This is a genomic window from Roseovarius lutimaris (assembly GCF_900115165.1).
GTDB classification, from domain to species: domain Bacteria; phylum Pseudomonadota; class Alphaproteobacteria; order Rhodobacterales; family Rhodobacteraceae; genus Roseovarius; species Roseovarius lutimaris.
Genome location: NZ_FOVP01000012.1, coordinates 1 through 17,423, shown reverse-complemented (window position 1 = coordinate 17,423; position 17,423 = coordinate 1). Strand labels below are relative to the sequence as shown.

Annotated in this window: 24 protein-coding genes and 2 pseudogenes; 6 read left to right on the top strand and 20 right to left on the bottom strand. The window is 60.0% G+C overall.

The annotated features are described in order from the left end of the window. Window positions 1-5: 5 nt before the first annotated feature. The 15 genes from BMZ91_RS11520 to BMZ91_RS11455 form a co-directional block, all read right to left on the bottom strand. Window positions 6-1,082: a TrbL/VirB6 family protein gene (locus BMZ91_RS11520; protein ID WP_092838796.1), complete on the bottom strand. Its 1,077-nt coding sequence runs from the start codon at window positions 1,080-1,082 to the stop codon at window positions 6-8. 12 nt (window positions 1,083-1,094) lie between these two features. Next, a complete protein-coding gene (locus tag BMZ91_RS11515) occupies window positions 1,095-1,505 on the bottom strand; it encodes a hypothetical protein (protein WP_092838793.1) in 411 nt (136 codons plus the stop codon). After that, the gene (locus BMZ91_RS11510; protein WP_092838790.1) at window positions 1,502-1,696 is read right to left on the bottom strand and encodes a DUF4177 domain-containing protein; all 195 of its coding nucleotides are present in this window, start codon (window positions 1,694-1,696) and stop codon (window positions 1,502-1,504) included. The genes BMZ91_RS11515 and BMZ91_RS11510 overlap by 4 nt, the downstream gene beginning before the upstream one ends. Further along, window positions 1,693-2,679 (bottom strand): ATPase, T2SS/T4P/T4SS family, encoded by a 987-nt coding sequence (locus BMZ91_RS11505; protein ID WP_092838787.1) that lies wholly within the window; start codon window positions 2,677-2,679, stop codon window positions 1,693-1,695. Before BMZ91_RS11505 ends, BMZ91_RS11510 begins: the two co-directional genes overlap by 4 nt. Window positions 2,680-2,683: 4 nt before the next feature. Further along, window positions 2,684-4,063 (bottom strand): TraB/TrbI/VirB10 family type IV secretion system protein, encoded by a 1,380-nt coding sequence (locus BMZ91_RS11500; protein WP_092838785.1) that lies wholly within the window; start codon window positions 4,061-4,063, stop codon window positions 2,684-2,686. After that, window positions 4,060-4,755: a TrbG/VirB9 family P-type conjugative transfer protein gene (locus BMZ91_RS11495; RefSeq protein WP_092839058.1), complete on the bottom strand. Its 696-nt coding sequence runs from the start codon at window positions 4,753-4,755 to the stop codon at window positions 4,060-4,062. The genes BMZ91_RS11500 and BMZ91_RS11495 overlap by 4 nt, the downstream gene beginning before the upstream one ends. Before the next feature lie 101 nt (window positions 4,756-4,856). Beyond that, complete coding sequence (locus BMZ91_RS11490) at window positions 4,857-5,510, bottom strand: VirB8 family type IV secretion system protein (protein WP_092838782.1); 654 nt, start codon at window positions 5,508-5,510, stop codon at window positions 4,857-4,859. A 15-nt stretch (window positions 5,511-5,525) separates the two neighbouring features. Next, complete coding sequence (locus BMZ91_RS11485; protein WP_092838779.1) at window positions 5,526-6,335, bottom strand: type IV secretion system protein; 810 nt, start codon at window positions 6,333-6,335, stop codon at window positions 5,526-5,528. Further along, entirely contained in the window at window positions 6,335-7,450 is a 1,116-nt protein-coding gene (locus tag BMZ91_RS11480; RefSeq protein WP_425441568.1) for a lytic transglycosylase domain-containing protein, read from the bottom strand. The genes BMZ91_RS11485 and BMZ91_RS11480 overlap by 1 nt, the downstream gene beginning before the upstream one ends. A gap of 28 nt (window positions 7,451-7,478) precedes the next feature. Further along, window positions 7,479-7,646, bottom strand: a complete 168-nt coding sequence (locus tag BMZ91_RS21455) for a hypothetical protein (protein WP_177193854.1) — start codon at window positions 7,644-7,646, stop codon at window positions 7,479-7,481. After that, a complete protein-coding gene (locus BMZ91_RS11475) occupies window positions 7,643-10,018 on the bottom strand; it encodes a VirB4 family type IV secretion/conjugal transfer ATPase (RefSeq protein ID WP_092838776.1) in 2,376 nt (791 codons plus the stop codon). Before BMZ91_RS11475 ends, BMZ91_RS21455 begins: the two co-directional genes overlap by 4 nt. Then, window positions 10,008-10,286, bottom strand: coding sequence for a VirB3 family type IV secretion system protein (locus BMZ91_RS11470; RefSeq protein WP_092838773.1), 279 nt, complete (start codon window positions 10,284-10,286; stop codon window positions 10,008-10,010). The genes BMZ91_RS11475 and BMZ91_RS11470 overlap by 11 nt, the downstream gene beginning before the upstream one ends. 12 nt (window positions 10,287-10,298) lie before the next feature. After that, window positions 10,299-10,592, bottom strand: a complete 294-nt coding sequence (locus BMZ91_RS11465; RefSeq protein ID WP_092838770.1) for a TrbC/VirB2 family protein — start codon at window positions 10,590-10,592, stop codon at window positions 10,299-10,301. Continuing rightward, on the bottom strand, window positions 10,589-11,209 hold the full coding sequence (locus BMZ91_RS11460) for a lytic transglycosylase domain-containing protein (protein WP_092838768.1): 621 nt from the start codon (window positions 11,207-11,209) through the stop codon (window positions 10,589-10,591). The genes BMZ91_RS11465 and BMZ91_RS11460 overlap by 4 nt, the downstream gene beginning before the upstream one ends. Before the next feature lie 43 nt (window positions 11,210-11,252). Continuing rightward, window positions 11,253-11,636 carry a hypothetical protein gene (locus tag BMZ91_RS11455; protein WP_092838765.1) on the bottom strand — a complete coding sequence of 128 codons (384 nt, stop codon included), beginning with the start codon at window positions 11,634-11,636 and terminating at the stop codon, window positions 11,253-11,255. Window positions 11,637-11,846: 210 nt separating this feature from the next. Here BMZ91_RS11455 and BMZ91_RS11450 point away from each other — a divergent pair, with 210 nt between their 5' ends. The 3 genes from BMZ91_RS11450 to BMZ91_RS11440 all read left to right on the top strand — a co-directional run bounded on the left by BMZ91_RS11450 (window position 11,847) and on the right by BMZ91_RS11440 (window position 12,857). After that, entirely contained in the window at window positions 11,847-12,098 is a 252-nt protein-coding gene (locus tag BMZ91_RS11450) for a hypothetical protein (RefSeq protein WP_092838761.1), read from the top strand. Between the two features lie 124 nt (window positions 12,099-12,222). Continuing rightward, the gene (locus BMZ91_RS11445; protein WP_092838757.1) at window positions 12,223-12,480 is read left to right on the top strand and encodes a helix-turn-helix domain-containing protein; all 258 of its coding nucleotides are present in this window, start codon (window positions 12,223-12,225) and stop codon (window positions 12,478-12,480) included. A 167-nt stretch (window positions 12,481-12,647) separates the two neighbouring features. Beyond that, complete coding sequence (locus BMZ91_RS11440; RefSeq protein WP_092838754.1) at window positions 12,648-12,857, top strand: hypothetical protein; 210 nt, start codon at window positions 12,648-12,650, stop codon at window positions 12,855-12,857. 201 nt (window positions 12,858-13,058) lie between these two features. On the opposite strand, the gene BMZ91_RS11435 is transcribed toward BMZ91_RS11440, so the two are convergent. The 5 genes and pseudogenes from BMZ91_RS11435 to BMZ91_RS22075 form a co-directional block, all read right to left on the bottom strand. Next, the gene (locus BMZ91_RS11435) at window positions 13,059-13,814 is read right to left on the bottom strand and encodes a hypothetical protein (RefSeq protein ID WP_245736331.1); all 756 of its coding nucleotides are present in this window, start codon (window positions 13,812-13,814) and stop codon (window positions 13,059-13,061) included. A 154-nt stretch (window positions 13,815-13,968) separates the two neighbouring features. Further along, window positions 13,969-14,304, bottom strand: coding sequence for a hypothetical protein (locus tag BMZ91_RS11430; protein WP_092838751.1), 336 nt, complete (start codon window positions 14,302-14,304; stop codon window positions 13,969-13,971). 182 nt (window positions 14,305-14,486) lie between these two features. Then, a complete protein-coding gene (locus BMZ91_RS11425) occupies window positions 14,487-14,786 on the bottom strand; it encodes a CcdB family protein (protein ID WP_092838748.1) in 300 nt (99 codons plus the stop codon). After that, window positions 14,786-15,016, bottom strand: coding sequence for a type II toxin-antitoxin system CcdA family antitoxin (locus tag BMZ91_RS11420; RefSeq protein WP_092838745.1), 231 nt, complete (start codon window positions 15,014-15,016; stop codon window positions 14,786-14,788). Before BMZ91_RS11420 ends, BMZ91_RS11425 begins: the two co-directional genes overlap by 1 nt. A 403-nt stretch (window positions 15,017-15,419) precedes the next feature. Then, window positions 15,420-15,669 (bottom strand): annotated as a pseudogene (locus BMZ91_RS22075) (transposase); the annotation flags it as partial. 150 nt (window positions 15,670-15,819) lie between these two features. Here BMZ91_RS22075 and BMZ91_RS22070 point away from each other — a divergent pair. The 3 genes and pseudogenes from BMZ91_RS22070 to tnpA all read left to right on the top strand — a co-directional run. Then, window positions 15,820-15,897, top strand: a pseudogene (locus tag BMZ91_RS22070) (IS6 family transposase); the annotation flags it as partial. A gap of 320 nt (window positions 15,898-16,217) precedes the next feature. After that, window positions 16,218-16,907, top strand: coding sequence for a CBS domain-containing protein (locus BMZ91_RS11410; protein WP_177193853.1), 690 nt, complete (start codon window positions 16,218-16,220; stop codon window positions 16,905-16,907). 304 nt (window positions 16,908-17,211) lie between these two features. Next, on the top strand, window positions 17,212-17,423 hold a 212-nt coding region (gene tnpA / locus BMZ91_RS11405; RefSeq protein ID WP_143076331.1), incomplete at its 3' end, for an IS200/IS605 family transposase.

Here is a 17,423-nt window from a genome sequence, read left to right as displayed (position 1 = left end):
CACCGTCACCGCCGCCCAAGCCGTCCGAGTCTCGCCAGCTGCGCCAGCATTTTTGACCCCGAGTCTGCGGACCCTGATCCACTTACCTGACCTGTCTGCCCCATGCCTTGCCTCACGGGAATCTGCTGCACGCCAAAGAACTGCCGCGCCCTGAGGGCTGCGTATTCGGCGCCGCTTGCCCCACCGATCAGGTAGCGATTGTAAGCCTGCTGGCTGCCCATGGCGGCGCGGGCGAAGCTGTAGCCGCCGCCGAGTCCGCCGGAGAGGGCTGGCATCATGATGTTGCCGGATATCGCGCGGACGATGAAGGGCGTGGCGATAATGAAGCCCTTGGCCATGAGCACCATCATGAAGAAGGGAATGAGCGCGCCGATGTTTGAAGCGCCTTCCGGGTCGCCAAGTTCACCGATGAGCGCAGAGGAGACGCCTGTGATGGTCGCGAACACGCCGGCCACGACGATGGGGTATAGTGCGAAGGAGATCAGCGCCGACAGCCAGCGCGCGAAATAGTCCTTGGTCACTTCGAAGAGGGTCAGGAAAATCATCACTGGGGCGATCCCGATCAGGAGCGCGATCATCAGCCGAGAGGCCACCAAGATGAAGGCGGCAAGCCCGCCGAGGATTGAAAGCAGGAGTACGCCGACGATGTCCAGCATGGCACCGGCCATCCAGTTCAGCTCGGATCCGGCGGCGTTCAGGTAATCGCCGAGCGCCGAGATCAGCCGATCGAACTCTTCCGCGAACGTGCCGGAGGGTCCGGGGCTGCCGCCCCCGACCGAAGCGACAAGCGCGCCGGCGATGCTGTCGATCCCGGCGAGGATGGCGGAGGAGAGAGCGTTGAATTGCACCCAGTTTGTCGCAAATATCCCGATGAGCCCGATCTTGACCGCGAGCCAAAAGGCCGTGCGCCCGTCCATCGCCTTGTACTGGTAGATCATGTTCAGGAAGACGAGGATCACCACTAGCGTTGTGCCCAACACCAGCAGCGTGCCAACCGTCGCCGCGACAGATCCGAACTGGGTTTCAGCGGCGGTGTCGAGATAGCCCTGTGAGGTTTCAACGAAATAGGTGACGACGCTCATTGGGGTTGTGCCTCACCAGTTGCCCGCGGCTTCGCAGATCGCTTTGGCCTCGAGACGGGCGGCGTTGGCGCGGCGGTTGTAGCCGTCCGAGGCTTGCAGCATTTCCCATCGTTCGTCGCTCGCGTAGCTCTCCCGAAACACGGCCTCGGCCGCGTCCCAAGAGGGGAACCGGGTCGCGCAGTCGCAGCTGCCGGTCTGGACGATACGCTCGAGGTTCTGGGCGCGGTAGATGTCTTGAACCAACACGCGCTGATATGCCTGACGCACGGGGATCTCCTGAATCCAGACGGGTTCGGCAGGCCGGTCCGGACAGACGTCGAAGCTGCGATCGAGGGTCGGCACCAGGTTGCGCTCGGCAACGGCGAGGGTCGGCGTCAGGCTTAGGGCCAGCGCGGCCAAGGCGAGGCACCGCGCCCGCCTCATGTCGTGGCTCCAGCGGGTGTGGTTTCACGCTTCAGGAAGACCGTGTGCCCCACATTGGCGAATTCCGAGGAGCTGATCGACACGACCTCCCAGCCTTCCGCACCTTTGGCATTCAGGCTGGCCTGCATGTCGGCAAGGCTGGTTTTGCGGGTCATGGCAAAGGACAAGATGTCGTATTCAAAGGTCTTCATGGGGAAGTTCCAATCTCAGTTGCGCCGGGGAGGTAGAATTCCGTGATGCCGCGCCTGCCGTCATGGCGACCGGCCTGGATGATCACGTCGATGGAGTTCTCGATGTACTGGATCATGTCGGCATAGGTCATCGGGATTTCGGTCTTGAGTGCTGCGATCGCGAGCCGTTGCACGGCGAGTTGCGGGGTTTCGGCATGCAGTGTCGTCATGGACCCGCCATGGCCGGTGTTGATGGCTTCCAGAAAGGTCATGGCCTCCTTGCCGCGCACCTCGCCCAGGATGATCCGGTCGGGGCGCATGCGCAGCGTGGCGGTGAGAAGCACATCGGCGGTCTGGAATTCCGCGTCGCGATTGGCGATGAGGGTCACGGCATTTGGCTGGGTCGGCAGCAGCTCGGCCGCTTCTTCGATGGTCACGATGCGTTCCTCGGCTGGTACGTGAGAGAGGATCTTGCGCGCGGCCACGGTTTTGCCGGTGGAGGTGCCACCTGAGACGATCATGTTGAGTTTGTTCTCGACGCAGAAGGCAAGCGCATCATCGATCAAACCCGCGGCCACCACGGCGCGCAAGGCGCGCTTCTTTTCCACGCGCAGGTCTTCGAGCTTGCGTTCCTTGCCGTAGAGAAAATCGAGCGCGATGCCCTCGAGTGGCAGGCTTGAGAAGAACCGCAGGCTGATCGACATGGCCGAGAGCACGGCGGGCGGGGTGATGACCTGTGCGCGGATCGGGCGCCCCTTGTAGGTGATCGAGACTGAAACGATGGGGCGGTCCTTGCTCATCGTCGTATTGGCCGAGGACGCGATCTGGTTGCCGAGGTCCCTGACCTGAACGTCCGTCAGCCTCTGGTCCAGCGCGCGCATGAAGTGATCGCCCTGGAATTCACCCCAACAGGTCCCGTCCGGGTTGATGCAGATCTCGATGATATCGTCGCGGGCGGCGGCGTCGATCCGGTCGAGCGAGGTTTCGAGATAGCTCAGCGACATGGGCTCAGAATATCTCCAGATCGCGGTCGACCATGACGGTGACGCGTGCGCCCTGGTCAACATAGATGACGGGGCCGATGGAGAGGTAATCGCCTATGACGCTGTCCGTCGCATTTGCCAGATCATCGCCAACGTCTTCTAGAACCTCTGCAGACCCTTCATCGTCTACATTGGACGCAGCAGCATTCGGGGCTGCGGAAATCAGTGAAATCAGGGCGGCCGACCCGAAACGCTCGGCGAAGCGCGTGTCCACGAAACCGGTGACACCGGAGCGGCCAAGTTCATCGCCCCCGAAGGAACTAATCCGGATGGTTTGATTGTCGGGCAGGATGATCCGGTCCCACGCGATCGTGACCCGGCGCTGCGCGATATCGACGCCAGAGCGGTAGCGCCCAATGAGACGGGAGCCGCGAGGGATCAAAAGGCGCGCGCCATCGACGCTGTAGACATCCTCGGACACCACGGCACGGGTCTGGCCGGGCAGGGAGCTGTCGAGGGCAGTTTCCATGACGGCTTGGATCATGGTGCCCTGAATGATGGTGTTGGAGGGATTGGCGATCACCTCGGCCTGCGTCACGGTGGCGGGCAACGCACCGTTCAGCACGAAATCCGTCACCTCGCCAAAAGTGCGTTCGGTCAGAGCCGTTTCATTCGCTCCGGAGGCACCGCCAAAAGCGATGGTGGCCGAGGCGATGCGCCGCTCCTGGAAGGCGCGTTCCTCCGCGGCGCGGCGCTCCAGCTCGGCCATGCGCCGGGCTTCTTCCTCGCGGCGCAATCGCTCTTGCTCGCGTGCGCGCAGCTCATCTTCTGTGGGGCCCGCTGGGGCGGGTTGGGGTCGGCTGGCCTCGAGTTGGGCTAGTTCCAGATCCATGCGCAATTGCTCAAGGCTGCGATCCCGCGCCGTCAGTTCGTCCTGAAATCGTTGCTGTGCGGCTTCCGAGGCGGCTTGCAGCGCCGCGATCTGAGCGGTCAGCGCGTCGATGGCCTCTGCGGCGGCGGTGTTGTCCTCGACGACCGGTTCGGGGGCGTTGCGCAATTCCTCGATCTGAGCCTGCAGGGCGGTGATCTGAGCCAGAAGCTCCGCGTTGGGCTCGACGGGGTCTGGTCCGACGAACACAACCTCGGGCTCGGGCGGGGGCAAGGTCTCGATAGCGCCAAAGCCATCCCCTTCGTTTTGGAAGACGTCCGGAGTGGCCGTCGGCAAGGCTTCCTCTTCTTCGGGCTGTGAGAGGAGATAAAGCAGGGCACCACCCGCGCCGATGACGAGGACCACGACCAGCGCGAGAAGGGGCGACCGGCGCTGCGCCGCTATGGGCGCGCGGGCACTGCCTTTCTCCAGGGCGGCGAGGCGCCTTTCCAGTTCGGTGTTCTCGGTATCGCTCATGAGGTGGCCTCCGCGGGCGGGATCGCCTCTATGCAGACCACCTCTTCGCCAAGTCGCAGGACCCATTGGCGGTTCACGCCGCTGACGCGGATCACGCCGTCTTCAGGAGTTTGCGTGTTGACCGTGCGCTCGCGGCCGCCCGCGTAGCGGAAGATCGCGGGCACAGGCGCGTTCGGCGGGAAGGCGAAATACGTGAACGTCCCGTCATCCCAGATGCGCGTTGGCGTGAACTCGGTCCGCGCGCTGGCGCCGTAATTGTAGTTCGGCGCTTGGGCGGCGATGGCCCGTGTTGGGCGCGCAGCGTCGTCCGGATAGCGGAACTGCACCACGTAGAAGGTCGGGCTGCGGACCTCCTCGACGTTGAAATAGTAGCTGCGCCTGTTCGTGTAGACGGTCACATTGGTATGGACACCGCGCGCGACGGGCTTGATTGCAAATGCCTGACCACCGGGCACGCCATCGATCTCAAACCCTTCCGTGTCGCCCGCGATGATCGACCGGATGCTTTCCCCCTCTCCAAACTCGATGGTGGTGACATGGGTGAGCGAGACGCTGAGGCGGTAGACCTGACCATCTTGATATGTTGCCAGCCGCACACGACTGTCATTTGGGCCACCGCGCGGGATCGCTTCGGCAAAGGCAAGGCCGGGCAGCAAAACAAATAGGGCAGCAACAAAGACCTTATTGATCAACCATGCGTTTCCGGAACGAGGTGCGTCGCCAATACCCCCGCGGCTCAAGCGCTCTCGGGACATTTGCGACAAGGTATTTTGATTTGATTTCCAGAAACGCATTAATTCTCCAATCTGTCGGAGCGGATGGAATATTCGAGCACGGTGAAGCCGAAGGGGTTGGTCCAGACCTCGTCGATGGAGCGGCGGGTCTCGGGACGGAACTCGAAGAGAAGCGTGGCGGTGAAGAGCCCGGTCTGGGTGCCGTTGATGGAGGTCAGACGCTTGCGCAGGCGCACCGTGGCGCGGTTGGTACCGATCCGGTTGATGCTGAGGATTTCCACGTCGAGCCGGGCATTGGGGCCATAGACGGTAGGGGGGTAATTTTCATTTGCGCTGTTCCAGATCTGGCGCAGCCCGCTCTCGGCGGCCCCGTCCGAGCGGCGCAGAACGCTGCGGATGCGCAGATCATTATCGAGCTGGTTGTAGACCTCCCGGTGGGTCACATAGCGGAAGACCTCCGCCTCGATGATCGCCTGGTTGGCGGTCACCGAGGTCGCGCCCACCGAGGCTTCGGGGAGCGCAAAGCCGGTAGCGGGATCATAGGGAACAACGACGGGCGGGGGGTCGACATCGAGGATCGCGACCGCCGCCGCGCTCAGACAACCGATGATGCCGAAGACAAGGCCTGTCAGGCCAAGGCGTTGCCAGAGCCGTTCGCGGCGCAGAGCACCATAGACCAGTTCTTCTTCGATGATTTCCTGTTCACTCGCCACGCGTCACACCTCGGCTCAATCCGCACGCAACTCGGGCAGGGTAAAATCCATGAAGCGCTGCTCTTCGGCGATGGTGGCGGCATCGATCACGCCGCCCGTGCCGTCGCCCACGGTCTGCACCGCTTCGAGCTGCCACATGGCGACCAGCGCAATGGCGAGCTCCGCGGTCACGCGCGTGTTGAGATCGACGCTTTGCTTGAGCTCTTCCATGTCGTCGATGAGCCCGACAAGGCGGTCTACGCGCTCGAGCGACTGGCCGGCATCCTCATAGCTGTTCTGGGCCGCCGCCGAGACGAGCGCGCCGGTGGTGGCCTGCGTGGCCACACGGTTGGCCCCGGGATTGCCGCTGGTGGCCATTTCCGAGAGCGTGTCCTCGTCAAAGCCGAGGTCAGCCAGCACCCGGTCCATTTGGGTTTCGATCTCGCTCGCGCCAGAGCCAGACAGGCCGGAGAAATCCCCCGTCTTGATCGCCTCAATCGTGGCGAGAATGTCCCCGAACTCCTGATCGAGCAGTCCGTTCAGCTCGTCCTCCATCTCGGTGCGGATGATTTCTGGAAGCTCGGCGAGGCGGGTGAGGGCCTCGTAGGTTCTTTGCAGCTCCGCGAGTTGGTCCGTGAGCGTGGCAAGCTGTTCGCGGAGCTGCGTCAGCTGCTCGTTCTGCAGAATCTCGTCTTCGATCATCTGTCGCAGCTGCTGGATGTTTTGCGCGATGTTCTGGGTATCGACGACGGGCACGCCTTGTCCTGCGGCAGGAGTGAAGGTGCCAAGATGCAGGCCAATCGCGAATGTCGTGGCCAAAGCTGTCTTCATGAGCAAATGTCCCATCATTCAATCTCCCTGATTGTGAATTCCATGAAGGCGCCCTCGGCCATGCGGGCGCTGGCCTGCGCCAATTCTTCTGCGCTCAGGACACGGGTCCGCGCCGCCTGAAGCCGGATGCGGGCGGCGACGAGGCGTACGAGTTCGGCGCGGGCATAGGTGTTCAGCGCGACGCTCTCCTGCACGTCCTCGGTTTCGGAAATCCGTTCGACGATATCGCGGATGCGCAGGGCGGCTTGGCGGATCGCGGCTGGTGAGTTGCTGCCATAAAGGGCCGCCCCATGACCCGTGAGCGAGAGGTTGGCATTGGCGAGAAGTGCCGGATCGATCGTGCCAAGCGCCTCGATCCCGCCGATACGGCTCAGATAGAGATTGTAGCGTTCAGGGATGACCGACACGTAGTGCTGGGTCTCGCGGAAGGGTGGGACGCCGCCATACTCGAAGACCCGGCCGGGTCCGGCGTTATAGGCCGCGAGGGCGTTGATGATGTTGCCATCGAATGTGTTGAGTTGGGTCGCGAGATAGCGCGCGCCGCCATGCACCTGCAGATAGGGGCTGTCGTAGTATTCCGGGTTGATGCCCAGATCGCTGGCCGTGCCGGGCATGATCTGGGTGAGACCATAGGCGCCGACGGGAGACCGTGCCCCGATCGTAAACCGGCTTTCCTGCCAGATCAGCGCTTGCAGCAGCGCGCGCCATTGGACGGGGGAGAGGCCTGCGCGGCCAACACCCGCAAAGCCGCTGGTCTCCTGAGCCACGCGGATGATGAGCTGCTCGATGGTCTCAGACGCGTCGCCGAACATCTGCGCGCCGCCCGGATTAGGGTCGATCTCGCCCGAGCCATAGACCGCCTCGACGGAGCGATCTGGATCGCCGCTGCCGCTTTCCAGCCCCGAGACCATAGCCGGCAAGCCCTGACCGCCGAAGCTTGTCTGCGCGTCGAGGATGCGTCGTAGAGTTTCCAACTGCGCGCGTTCGATCTCGGCGATGAGTTCGCGCACGGCAAGCTTGTCGGCCTGAACAGCCAAGTCTGCTTCGCGGTCGCCTGTCTCGACGATATCGCGTGCGGTCAGCCCACTGTCATTGGTCGGCACGCCTTGGGCGACGCCAAGACCGGGCATCAGGCAAAGCGCCAGGATATGAGGCAGGCTAGACTTCAATGTCGCCCTCCGGCGCACCTAGAGGCGTGAAGGTGCAATCAGGCGCGACGGGGGCTGTCGAGGCTAGGAAGGTGAAGCAATTGGCCTGCGGTTCTTGGTACTGGGCGCAGGAGGCTAAAGCGCCGAGCGCGGTGAGAAGAAACAGGATACGGATCATGAAAGTCTCCAGAATTCGGGGCAGTCGCGGTAATCGGCGCCGACGAGCGCCTCGCCTTTCTCCATGCCGCCGAGGATGGTGAGATTGGGCCCGAGAGCACTGAGATCGGCATCGACCACGATCGAGCCCTGATCGTCGCGGATCAGCGCCAAACGGCTGTTGCTGCCCGTGTTGAGAAGGACGTCGAGTTCCTTCTCCGTGAGGTTCAGCATGGCGTAATCCGCAGGCTGCGCGCGGATATTGGGCAGCAGGATCTGCGTCGGCACGGCCTCGACGATGGTCTTGCCGGTCCGGGTACGCTCGAGTTGGCTTGCGTATTGCGTCATCATGACGGCGACGGTGTTTTGCTTGCGCGCGGTCACCAGCCAGTTCGACAGCCGCTCGGCGAAATACGCGTTGTCGAGCGCTTTCCAGGCCTCGTCGATCACGATGATGGTGGGGCGGCGGTCCTCAATCTTGCGCTCGACCCGGCGGAAGAGATAGGAGAGGACCGCCATCCGTTCCTTGTCGGCCTCGCTGTCGAGAATGCCGGTCAGATCGAAACCCACCACATCGCCTTTGAGCGAGAACGTGTCCTCAAGGCTCTGCCCGAAGATCCAGCCATAGCGGCCGTCTTCCGTCCATTCGAGCAGGCGCTGGTGCAGATCGCCGCCGTCATCGGTTGAGACGAAGAGCGATGCGAAGTCGCGCCAGTTCCGCAGGGCCGGGTTTGTGGCCTGCGCGTTCTGGCGCACGACCTCCTGGATGCGGTTTGTTTGCGCCGGCGTCAGCGGTTTGTCGGCGCGGTAAAGCAGGGTGGCAAGCCAGTCCGAGAGCCAGGCGGTGCCGCGGGCATCGGTCTCTGTCCAGAGCGGGTTGAGGCCCGTGGGCTGGCCTGCGTTCAGGGAGGCGTAGCGCCCGCCATTGGCGCGGACCGCCATCTCCATACCGAGACGGTAGTCGAAGACGAAGATCCGCGCCCCTGCGCGACGGGCTTGCGTCATGAGAAACGCCGAAAGCACCGATTTGCCTGACCCGGGCCGCCCCATGATCAGGGTATGGCCGCTTGTCGGTTCTTTGTCGGGCGAGCCTTGTTCGTGATAGGAAAACCGGTAGGCGCTCTGCTCGGGCGTGGGCAGATAGGTGATGACCCGGCCCCAGGGGGTTTTCGCACCGGGTTTGCCAAGCTGCGTCCGGTGGAAGGCCGCGAAATCTGCGAAGTTGCGATTGGTCACAGCGCTGGCACGGACGCGCTTTGGCTGGTTGCCGGGATGCTGGCTGAGGTAATGCGCCTTGGCCGCGACCCGCTCGCCGATCATCTTCACGCCCTCGGTCGCGGCGGCGTTCACGATCTCGGCGCTGAGGGTTTGCAGTTCTTCGAGCGTGTCGCAGAAGAGCGTCACGACCATATGGTGTTCGCCGAAGCTTTGGCGCTTGGCCTCGAGATCATCGGCGGCGATATCGAGGGCTTCCATGAGCGAGAGGGCCGCGTCCTGGCTCGCCTGCATCTGCCGCTTTTGCCGTTTGATGCGGCCCGCCATCACGTTTGAGTTGATCGGCGTGAAGGAGTGGGTGACGATCATGTCGACCGGCAGGTTTAGCATGTCGAACATGGTACAGGAGGTGCCTTCGGAGTATTCCCCGATGGTGAAACTCTTGCCGTAGCGATGCCCCACGACGCCTTCCGAGAGCTCGAAATGATCGCCCTGAAACGTCACGCGGGTATTGGCGACGTTGAAGGACAAAAAGCCGTAGGTGTTTGCCGGGTAGAGTGGCAGCTCGGTTCCTGTATTGAGCGCGCCCAGAAACCCCACCAGCTCGCCTGATGCGGCTGACAACAGGCGCGGCTTGAGCTCGGTGAGGCCCGAGAGGAAGACGTTCACGGCGTCACCGAGGCGCTGCTGGCGTTTGCGGGTCTCTTCCTTCAGCCGGTCCGGCGCGTTGCGGCCGAGATGCGGCAGGAGGCTTCTCGGGGGCGGGCGGTGAATGACGGTGAGCGTCAATGTTTTGTCGCACAGCCCGCTGGTCTCGAGTTTCGCGCGCCAGCGCCGGTCAACCTCGCCTGCGAAGCTGTCCTCACGAATGGGGTCGAGATCAGGTTTGATGGCCTTGGAGACCTTGTGGACGTAATAGCTGAATTCCGGCCCGAGCTGCGCGACGATGCGGGCAAAGAGCGCCGTCACCTTGTCGAGATAGGCATCGTCGGTCGTGTAGCTGTTGATCCCCTCGAGCCGGATGCAGCGGAAGAGTTCGTTCACCCGTGTCCGCACGGTCTGGTCGTCAACGAGGCTCACATAGGGCAGCATATGCGCGAGGCGGGCCTCGCGCGCATACCAGTCTGGCGTCATTGTGCGGGCATCGAGCGTAGCATCACGGGCGTCATCACGGGGCATAGCTGTCCCCGCCATGGATGTTGCGGTTTCGCGTGGGTGGCGTCTCCTGCAGCGCCGTCATCATCACGTCGATGAAACGCGGGTCCCAATCCGCGGCCTTCCACAGCACCGGATAGAGTAGGGCGGCGACACCCAGCACCGCGATATGCTGGACCCAGACGAACAGGAGCACCGAGCCGAAGAGCCAGACCATCGCATACATGATGGGCAGGCCCAGGAGCTTCGGCGGGCGCACGAGACCCAGGAAGAGTGGAGATCGATCGGCCAAGGAACCTGTCTCTCAAGGGGCGCTGAAAACGGCGGCAACGATGGTGGGGGCGGCGGCAACACCGGCGATGCCCACAAGGACCCAGAGTGCCTGGCGCAGGTCGATGATGTTGAAGAACCAGCTGAGGAAGACGCCGAGCACGGCGAGCGTGGCGATAACCACGCCGAGCGGGCCGGTCAGCGCATCGACGATGCCCTGCAGCAGGCTCTGGATCGGGGAGAGATCGATGCTTTGCGCAAGGGCCGGTTCGGCAATGACTAAAAAGAGGGCCAGGCTTGCGATGAAAAGGTGTGATATGTGTTTCATGAATTTGATCCTTCCAATCGGGCCACGACAGCCATGACGCGGGCCACGTGGTTCTGGGTTTCTCGGTAAGGGGGAATGCCACCGTGTTGGCGCACGGCGTCCGGCCCCGCGTTGTAGGCAGCCAGAGCCAGGCGCGGATCGCCGAAGCGCTCCAGCATCATCGCGAGGTAACGGGCAGAGCCGTCGAGGTTCTGTTGGGGGTCACGCGGATCGACGCCGAGATCACGGGCAGTGGCGGGCATCAGCTGGCCAAGGCCAATAGCGCCCGCGCGGGAGACCGCATCCTGCCGGTAGGCGCTTTCCACCTCGATATTGGCCCGGTAGAGAGCCAGCCAATCCGTGACAGACAGTCCCGCGCGGCGCAAACCGGAATGGCCGGCATAACGCAGGGCCGTTGCCTCGATGCCCGAGAGAACGTCTGCGCGGGGCAGGGGTGCTGGCTGGGCGAGTGCTGCAAACCTCAGCGCGTCAGGTTTGGGCGTTGCTTCAGGCTCACCAAGAATGGCCAAACCATCGGACGCCGATCCCTGACCAACGCCGTCATTGTAGTTCCGGGCAAAACCGCTCTGAGACCGCGACGGGATCAGGGAGCCGTCGCTCTCCATGACCAGGACCATTTGCGCGGAGGCTGGCGCGGCGAACAGCCAGAGGCAGACGAGGCTAGTTGTCAGTACCCTTGTCTGTTGGGCCCTTGTCTGATGGGGCTTTGTCTGGCGGGGCGAGTGTGTGCGTGCGGCTTGTACCCGCCTCAAGCGGCAGGTCGACATGTGCAAAGCCAAGGCCAATGAAGAAAGACACCACACCGGAGATCGTCTTGAACTCGCGGATCTTGATATCGTTGTAAGTCGTCCGCGTACGGGCGGTGACGAGGAGCTTTTCCACCCCGTCATCAGAGACAACGCGCATGATCCAGACCCCGTAATAGCTCGGGCCTTTCTTGTGTGCCGACTCCTGGCACAGGATTTCTGCGCTATAGCCGCTTTCCACGAGCTCGCGGAACCTGGCTTCCGTAACCACATTTGGTGCTTCGATGTCCCAGTTCATGGCCCGGCTCACGCTTTCTCCAATGGCGCAACCCCGGGTATTCCTACTTGAAGCCCAGAGTTACGATAGTATAATATCAACCGCAAGATGTAATATCGCGGTATAGCTGTAGTTTGGTTACGCAAACATTAGTCACGGCTAGTGTCCGCGATCAAGGAGATAACAGGTTTGAGAAACCCAAGGTTGACATGCCTGCTCCCATTGCAAGCTTTGGCCCTTCTGATCTGCGTTCCCGGGCCGGTTTTGGCGGAATCCTGCTTCGCGCCATCCAGCCCCTTCCTGCCAAGTGATTCGCAGGCCGCGCGGGACTATGCGGATATCATCCGCGGCGACTTCGAAAATTACATCCAGGATATCCAGAGCTACTTCCATTGCCTCGACAGCGAACGGGCCCGCGCTTTCGAGGAAGCGCGGGAAGTCAGCGAGGACTATGGCCGATTTTTGCAATTGGTAGGGGATTGATGGGCAACCTCGGGAGCATCAGACTTGCAGCCCATGGAAACCAGACGCCGATAACACCCTCAAATATCTACTTTTTAGATAACAGATTTCATTCGCTAGCGACGTCACAAAAGGTATGTGACGCGTGGCAAAAACAATCAGAAGCAAGGGACAGGTGGCACTCTGCCGGGCGTTGGTCGACGCCCGCATCAAGGCAGGCCTCGGTCAGAAAGACTTGGCGGACAGGCTCAAGTGCCATCAATCCCTCATTGCGCGCCTCGAAAGTGGCCAGCGCCGAGTCGACGTTGTCGAACTTGTCGTTCTGGCACGCGCCATCGGTTTTGACCCCTTCGAGGTCCTGGCGATCGTGGAAGCCGCCACGGAGCCCGACCACCGGATTTGAGAAATTTCATCAATCGAGAACACGGGAGCTGACTTCTCCCAGTGTGAATTCGTTACCGCGAGGAAGAACAGTAACCGATATTAACGAGGCTCGGCATGCGGATGCAGCAAGTGATTTCAGATCCAGGCTGCTATCCACAACGTCGAATTGTAGGAAGTCAGTAAACAGTGAACGAAGATGAGATCGAAGGCGTCGCGATCGCCAATCTGATCGGGACAGATGAGTGTAGTGTTGTCGGGTGGGTGTATTGCTGGAATACAGGTGCTCTGGCGGTGCGGTGGGACGTCGACGGCCCGCAGCGGGTGTCGAAATGTCAGCCCGACCTGAGTGATGCGCAGAAGCGAGAAATCGACTTCGATGGTTTGGCCCGAATTTAGGCTAAGAGCTTGGGCTAAAAGCAGCGGGCGCCAGTCGCTTTGCCACTTTCCCGTGCGAGCGATAGGGGAGTACCTGCGGGCAGGTTGGCCGCAGGCATCCAATCGGTATTGTGGCGCAAATCTGGAGCTCACTGTCTGACGCAGTTGGTGTTGATTCGCCCCGCATGTGGGCACAGCCGCATTGCGGCTGACGGCAGTAGGTCAGTAATTCACCTGTTCGAACCCATAATTGCCTTGGTAGTCTCGCCAGTCCACGAATACCGACCGATTATTGATGCTTGGGCAATTCGACCCCCACCCTTCGAGCCCGACATGAGCATCAGGCAGAGCCGTTGGTGTAGAGACCGCCCATGAAAACTCGCCCTGCGTGCCATATGTGCCGAGGTAGACCAGTGCATAGCGTCTGCACTGATCGTTTTCTCCGGCTTCTCTTTGTGACGCGAAACGAACGTCAAATACCCGAATAGACCGCACAAAAGTGAACTCCGGGCCACTGATGTCGATGTCCGCGCGATCTTGGACGAGGCGCAGTGCAAAATCCACGGGGACAGGATCAGCGAGGGCTTCGCCGAAGCGCCAAACGACGGCCTCTGTCATTGCGTCCGGTGGGCGTTGGTTCACGGGAGCGGGCTGGCGTGGTCGAAAATCTTCGGTTTGGAATAACGCTTTGAAGATCTCGTCTGTTCCGCTCGACTGACGTTCGTTCTCGTAGGACGCGCCCATAGGACAGCGCCATATCTGAAGCGGCGGTTCCACCGGCCAGGGCGTGATCCGCCGGATGAACTCAGCGCGCGCACGAGAACAAGGGACAGACGCTGGCCAACCACCGGACAGACAGAGGAGGATTGCGCAGTCGATTGGATAGGTCTGTGCCTGTAATTTTGAAGGCAGCGAATTGCTCGTCAGAGACAGAGCCACCAACAACGTGCCCACAAGGTTCTTGAACGGTCGAAGCATACTCTTGGTCCTTGGAAGGGGACTCCCAGTATGCATTCAATATTATACTAACGCAACGCAAAGTATATAGCACGCATAATGAAGGTTATGTTAATAAGATGGATTATGCGTTTACGAATAAATTCCTTAATCACAATATCTTAACGAAATGCCCCTACAGATTTCTATCGATCCACTTGGACATCATTCCACGGTCCCGAAAGCACTCCTGCGGGATATCGCGCCGTTTGATGCGCGCAATCCTTTCGGCAAAGCCTACTTGCTTGGACGAGGGGTAATTCGAGAACCGCATTGTTGGAGCCGTAGGCTTATGCGCGTCGATCCAGCGTGAGATGCGATGGCGATCCACTAATGCGTCAGTTGGAAGGTCGATTTTCAAGCGCTTTGCTATCTGCTGAGCGAATAGTATCTGTTTCTTGGTAGCTGGCAGAACATGATAGTCATTGCTACTCGGCGCGACATTTGATCCATCAAGGTGAGATTGCTGCATTGTTCTACTCCTCAGCCATGTCAGTCAATGACTAGAACATAAAGAGAACAAATGCAAGTATTGTATGATCTGCGGCGATCACTACCACATGCGCTTTATCCTGTCGCCGAGCTAAGCAATGCCTAACACCGAGAAAGGTGATCTTGCTCGACGAGAGACGTCTGATGCTTGTCGTTATCGGGTCAAAAGCCTTGCATAAGCATGTCGACGGCAATTGTGATTATTTCAAAATCCTCATCAAGCTTTCCGACCGAGGACTTGAGAATCCCTGCAGGGACTGCAGCCATGAACTGCGTTACCATGACGACAGGCTCCCCGTTTATCACGAAGGTCGGATTTAGCCGCGTCGCGGGCTTTGGCGAACGGGAAGTTGGCAGCAGCGGTACAACAACACGTGTATTCAAATCGCTTAGTAGATCGGTTTGCACGTCCAACAGAAAGCCGTCTCCTGATGGATTGGGAAACACGTCATACTTGGCCATCAGAACTGGCGGAACTCATCAAGCGGCAGGCCATGCTTCTCAACGTAGGAGTTGGAGCTCCGAAGGGCGGCGGCATTCTCAGCTTTCCATTGCTCTGCTTTGGCGGCTGCAACTGCATGTCGAACCCCCTCTTCTGCTGCGCGAGACAAGTTCACCTTCAGCGCCTTGGCTTCTGTGAGCAAAGAGACATCCATAGACAAGTTTGTAGGTTTTCGTGGTTGAGAATTCATAGGCCAAGCCTCCTGAAGCGAGGATATCACTCGAGAAAATGCGCGTCAATCATACGCACATATCTTGCGCATGATATCATTCTTATGTTAAGTAACCGTCGTCATACAAAGTGGGACATCAGAGCGGTTTAAGTTTTGGAACACCGGGCTACGATCTGCTGGCGTCATCACAAGGTTTGTTCGCTGAGTAACGCCAAGGTGGAACATTTGACCAACTTGCACGTCCCTGAAACACTTCTGCCCCGCACTCCTTCTAAGAAGTGTCTCGACGCTAAAGCGTCCCGCCTTTAACTTGCGACATATCCGGCAGCCGTGACGTCGTTCCAGCATTCCTCCGGTGAGTATAGGTCGCAGATATCAGCGATTGCGTTGAACATGTCTGTGAATGTGCGCGCTCCGATCCGGCGCAGGTGTGCTTTGAGCTTTGAGAATGCCATTTCGATGGGGTTGAGATCTGGACTGTAGGGCGGCAGGAACAAGAACCAGCATCCTGCCCTGCGTATTGCCATTTCCGCTTCAGCGTTTTTGTGGGTGGCGAGATTGTCCAGAATGACCACGGTTCCGGGTGAGAGTTCTGGCACCAGCACTTTTTCAACGTAAGCGGCGAAGGCCGCGCCATCCATTGCCCCTTTGATCACCCAGGGGGCGATCATCGCATCGGTATGCTGGTTTACGGCTGTTAACGTCGGGAGTGGGCAAAACTTGGTGATCAAGCGGCCATCTTTGAGACGGTCAGCCTGCCGTCAAGGACTGCAGCCCGTGCGACGGCGACGCGATGCGCTCCGTGCGGAGACCATCTCATGCGCCGCTCCGCTCTCACAATCCGATACCACCGACTGGAAGCATTCGATGCATGGCTAGCTGCCGCCAACCTCGCTTGATGCACAACTGGGGCGCCAATTTGCGGACGGAACAAGTTAAAGTGACAACTCCTGTGGAACAACTATGCGACTGAAATGGTTGCCTGAATGGGACGCGGATCTTGGTCATGTTGCCACATAAAAGCCTGACAAAGCCAGAAAAAGAGTGCGTGCGCCGTGGGCGGCAATCAGCCTTGACCTCGCGGCCTGATCAGGCTCAAATCCCCATGCCCGGAGAACGCCGCCGGGGAATTTCCACGAGATTCTAGACACGACCGAGGTTCGTCCTGGTCAAACTTATCCGTCTACTACTCGTAGCAGATATGAAGAAGGAGAAAGAAATGCAGGCTCAAGACGTCATGACGAAAAATGTCATCACCGCCGCTGCTGATACGACTGTGGAAGAGGTCACCGTGCTGATGATGGACAACCACATAAGCGCGATACCAATCGTGGATGGTGCCGGAAGCATAGTCGGTATTGTGAGCGAGGGTGACCTGATGCGTCGGGTCGAAGGGCCAGGCAAAGTGCAAAAATCATGGTGGCTCTCACTGTTTTCAGGGTCAGACAACACAGCAGAAGATTTTATCGTTATGCGTGGCCGCCATGCCGGAGATATCATGAGCCGTAAAGTCGAAGTCGTTGCTGCCAACACGCCTGTTTCGGACATCGCTCGACTGCTTGAAAAAAAACGGATCAAGCGTGTTCCTGTCGTCACAGATGGCCAACTGATCGGGATTGTCAGTCGAGCCAACCTGTTGCAGGCGCTTGCGACAGTAACAATCGTGACGCTCGACACGTCTGCCAGCGACCGCCAAAAGCGCGAGATTGCTCTCGCGGCGTTGGCGGAGGTGCCAGGGCTGAACCCCGCCCATCTCAATGTCGTCGTCGAAGGCAACCGCGTGGATGTCTGGGGGATTGCCGGAACGAACGCCCACGAAAACGCTGCACGAGTGGCGCTTGATAACATAGATGGGTTCGGCGAGGTTTCGGTCAATCTCGGTCTCATCCCTGACTACATGTGGGAATAAAAGCGCTAACGTATTGCCAACACGCGCTCGGAGGAGACTGCTTGCGCGCTTCGAAGTAGTCACGCATCGAAAGGGCAGTTCATAGCATGTGTTTCTCAGCAAGTCAGCTTGATATTGCAATTTGTGGACAGCCCGATTTTGCATGAGTTTTCCTAGTTCGTGAGATCATTTAGTATCCACGCCCTGGAGCAAACCCTCCGACTTCCAGTCGGACCCGCTTCAGCGTGAAAGAATCGTGTTATGATCGTACCCTCGGAAAATGAGCCGCAGCCGGGTCGGAGGCTCATTTTCCGAGGGTACGATCATGCAATATGACACTGGCAAACACTGCGTTTACTATCACCGCTACCACATCGTCTGGTCGACCAAGTACCGTTACAAGGTGCTGACCGGGGCGCTGCGCCTGCGGGTGCGCGACATCTGCCGTCAGGTCTGCCGCGAGAACGAGGTCGACATATTGCGCGGGGTGCTGTCGAGCGATCACGTCCACATGTTCGTGTCGGTGCCGCCGAAGCT

What these genes read in the sequence shown, in the direction of transcription:
- BMZ91_RS11520 (WP_092838796.1), bottom strand. Translation starts at nt 1,082, where the DNA reads ATGAGCGTCGTCACCTATTTCGTTGAAACCTCACAGGGCTATCTCGAC.
- BMZ91_RS11515 (WP_092838793.1), bottom strand. Translation starts at nt 1,505, where the DNA reads ATGAGGCGGGCGCGGTGCCTCGCCTTGGCCGCGCTGGCCCTAAGCCTG.
- BMZ91_RS11510 (WP_092838790.1), bottom strand. Translation starts at nt 1,696, where the DNA reads ATGAAGACCTTTGAATACGACATCTTGTCCTTTGCCATGACCCGCAAA.
- BMZ91_RS11505 (WP_092838787.1), bottom strand. Translation starts at nt 2,679, where the DNA reads ATGTCGCTGAGCTATCTCGAAACCTCGCTCGACCGGATCGACGCCGCC.
- BMZ91_RS11500 (WP_092838785.1), bottom strand. Translation starts at nt 4,063, where the DNA reads ATGAGCGATACCGAGAACACCGAACTGGAAAGGCGCCTCGCCGCCCTG.
- BMZ91_RS11485 (WP_092838779.1), bottom strand. Translation starts at nt 6,335, where the DNA reads ATGGGACATTTGCTCATGAAGACAGCTTTGGCCACGACATTCGCGATT.
- BMZ91_RS11480 (WP_425441568.1), bottom strand. Translation starts at nt 7,450, where the DNA reads ATGCCCGGTCTTGGCGTCGCCCAAGGCGTGCCGACCAATGACAGTGGG.
- BMZ91_RS21455 (WP_177193854.1), bottom strand. Translation starts at nt 7,646, where the DNA reads ATGATCCGTATCCTGTTTCTTCTCACCGCGCTCGGCGCTTTAGCCTCC.
- BMZ91_RS11475 (WP_092838776.1), bottom strand. Translation starts at nt 10,018, where the DNA reads ATGCCCCGTGATGACGCCCGTGATGCTACGCTCGATGCCCGCACAATG.
- BMZ91_RS11465 (WP_092838770.1), bottom strand. Translation starts at nt 10,592, where the DNA reads ATGAAACACATATCACACCTTTTCATCGCAAGCCTGGCCCTCTTTTTA.
- BMZ91_RS11460 (WP_092838768.1), bottom strand. Translation starts at nt 11,209, where the DNA reads ATGGTCCTGGTCATGGAGAGCGACGGCTCCCTGATCCCGTCGCGGTCT.
- BMZ91_RS11455 (WP_092838765.1), bottom strand. Translation starts at nt 11,636, where the DNA reads ATGAACTGGGACATCGAAGCACCAAATGTGGTTACGGAAGCCAGGTTC.
- BMZ91_RS11435 (WP_245736331.1), bottom strand. Translation starts at nt 13,814, where the DNA reads ATGCTTCGACCGTTCAAGAACCTTGTGGGCACGTTGTTGGTGGCTCTG.
- BMZ91_RS11430 (WP_092838751.1), bottom strand. Translation starts at nt 14,304, where the DNA reads ATGCAGCAATCTCACCTTGATGGATCAAATGTCGCGCCGAGTAGCAAT.
- BMZ91_RS11425 (WP_092838748.1), bottom strand. Translation starts at nt 14,786, where the DNA reads ATGGCCAAGTATGACGTGTTTCCCAATCCATCAGGAGACGGCTTTCTG.
- BMZ91_RS11420 (WP_092838745.1), bottom strand. Translation starts at nt 15,016, where the DNA reads ATGAATTCTCAACCACGAAAACCTACAAACTTGTCTATGGATGTCTCT.
- BMZ91_RS11410 (WP_177193853.1), top strand. Translation starts at nt 16,218, where the DNA reads ATGCAGGCTCAAGACGTCATGACGAAAAATGTCATCACCGCCGCTGCT.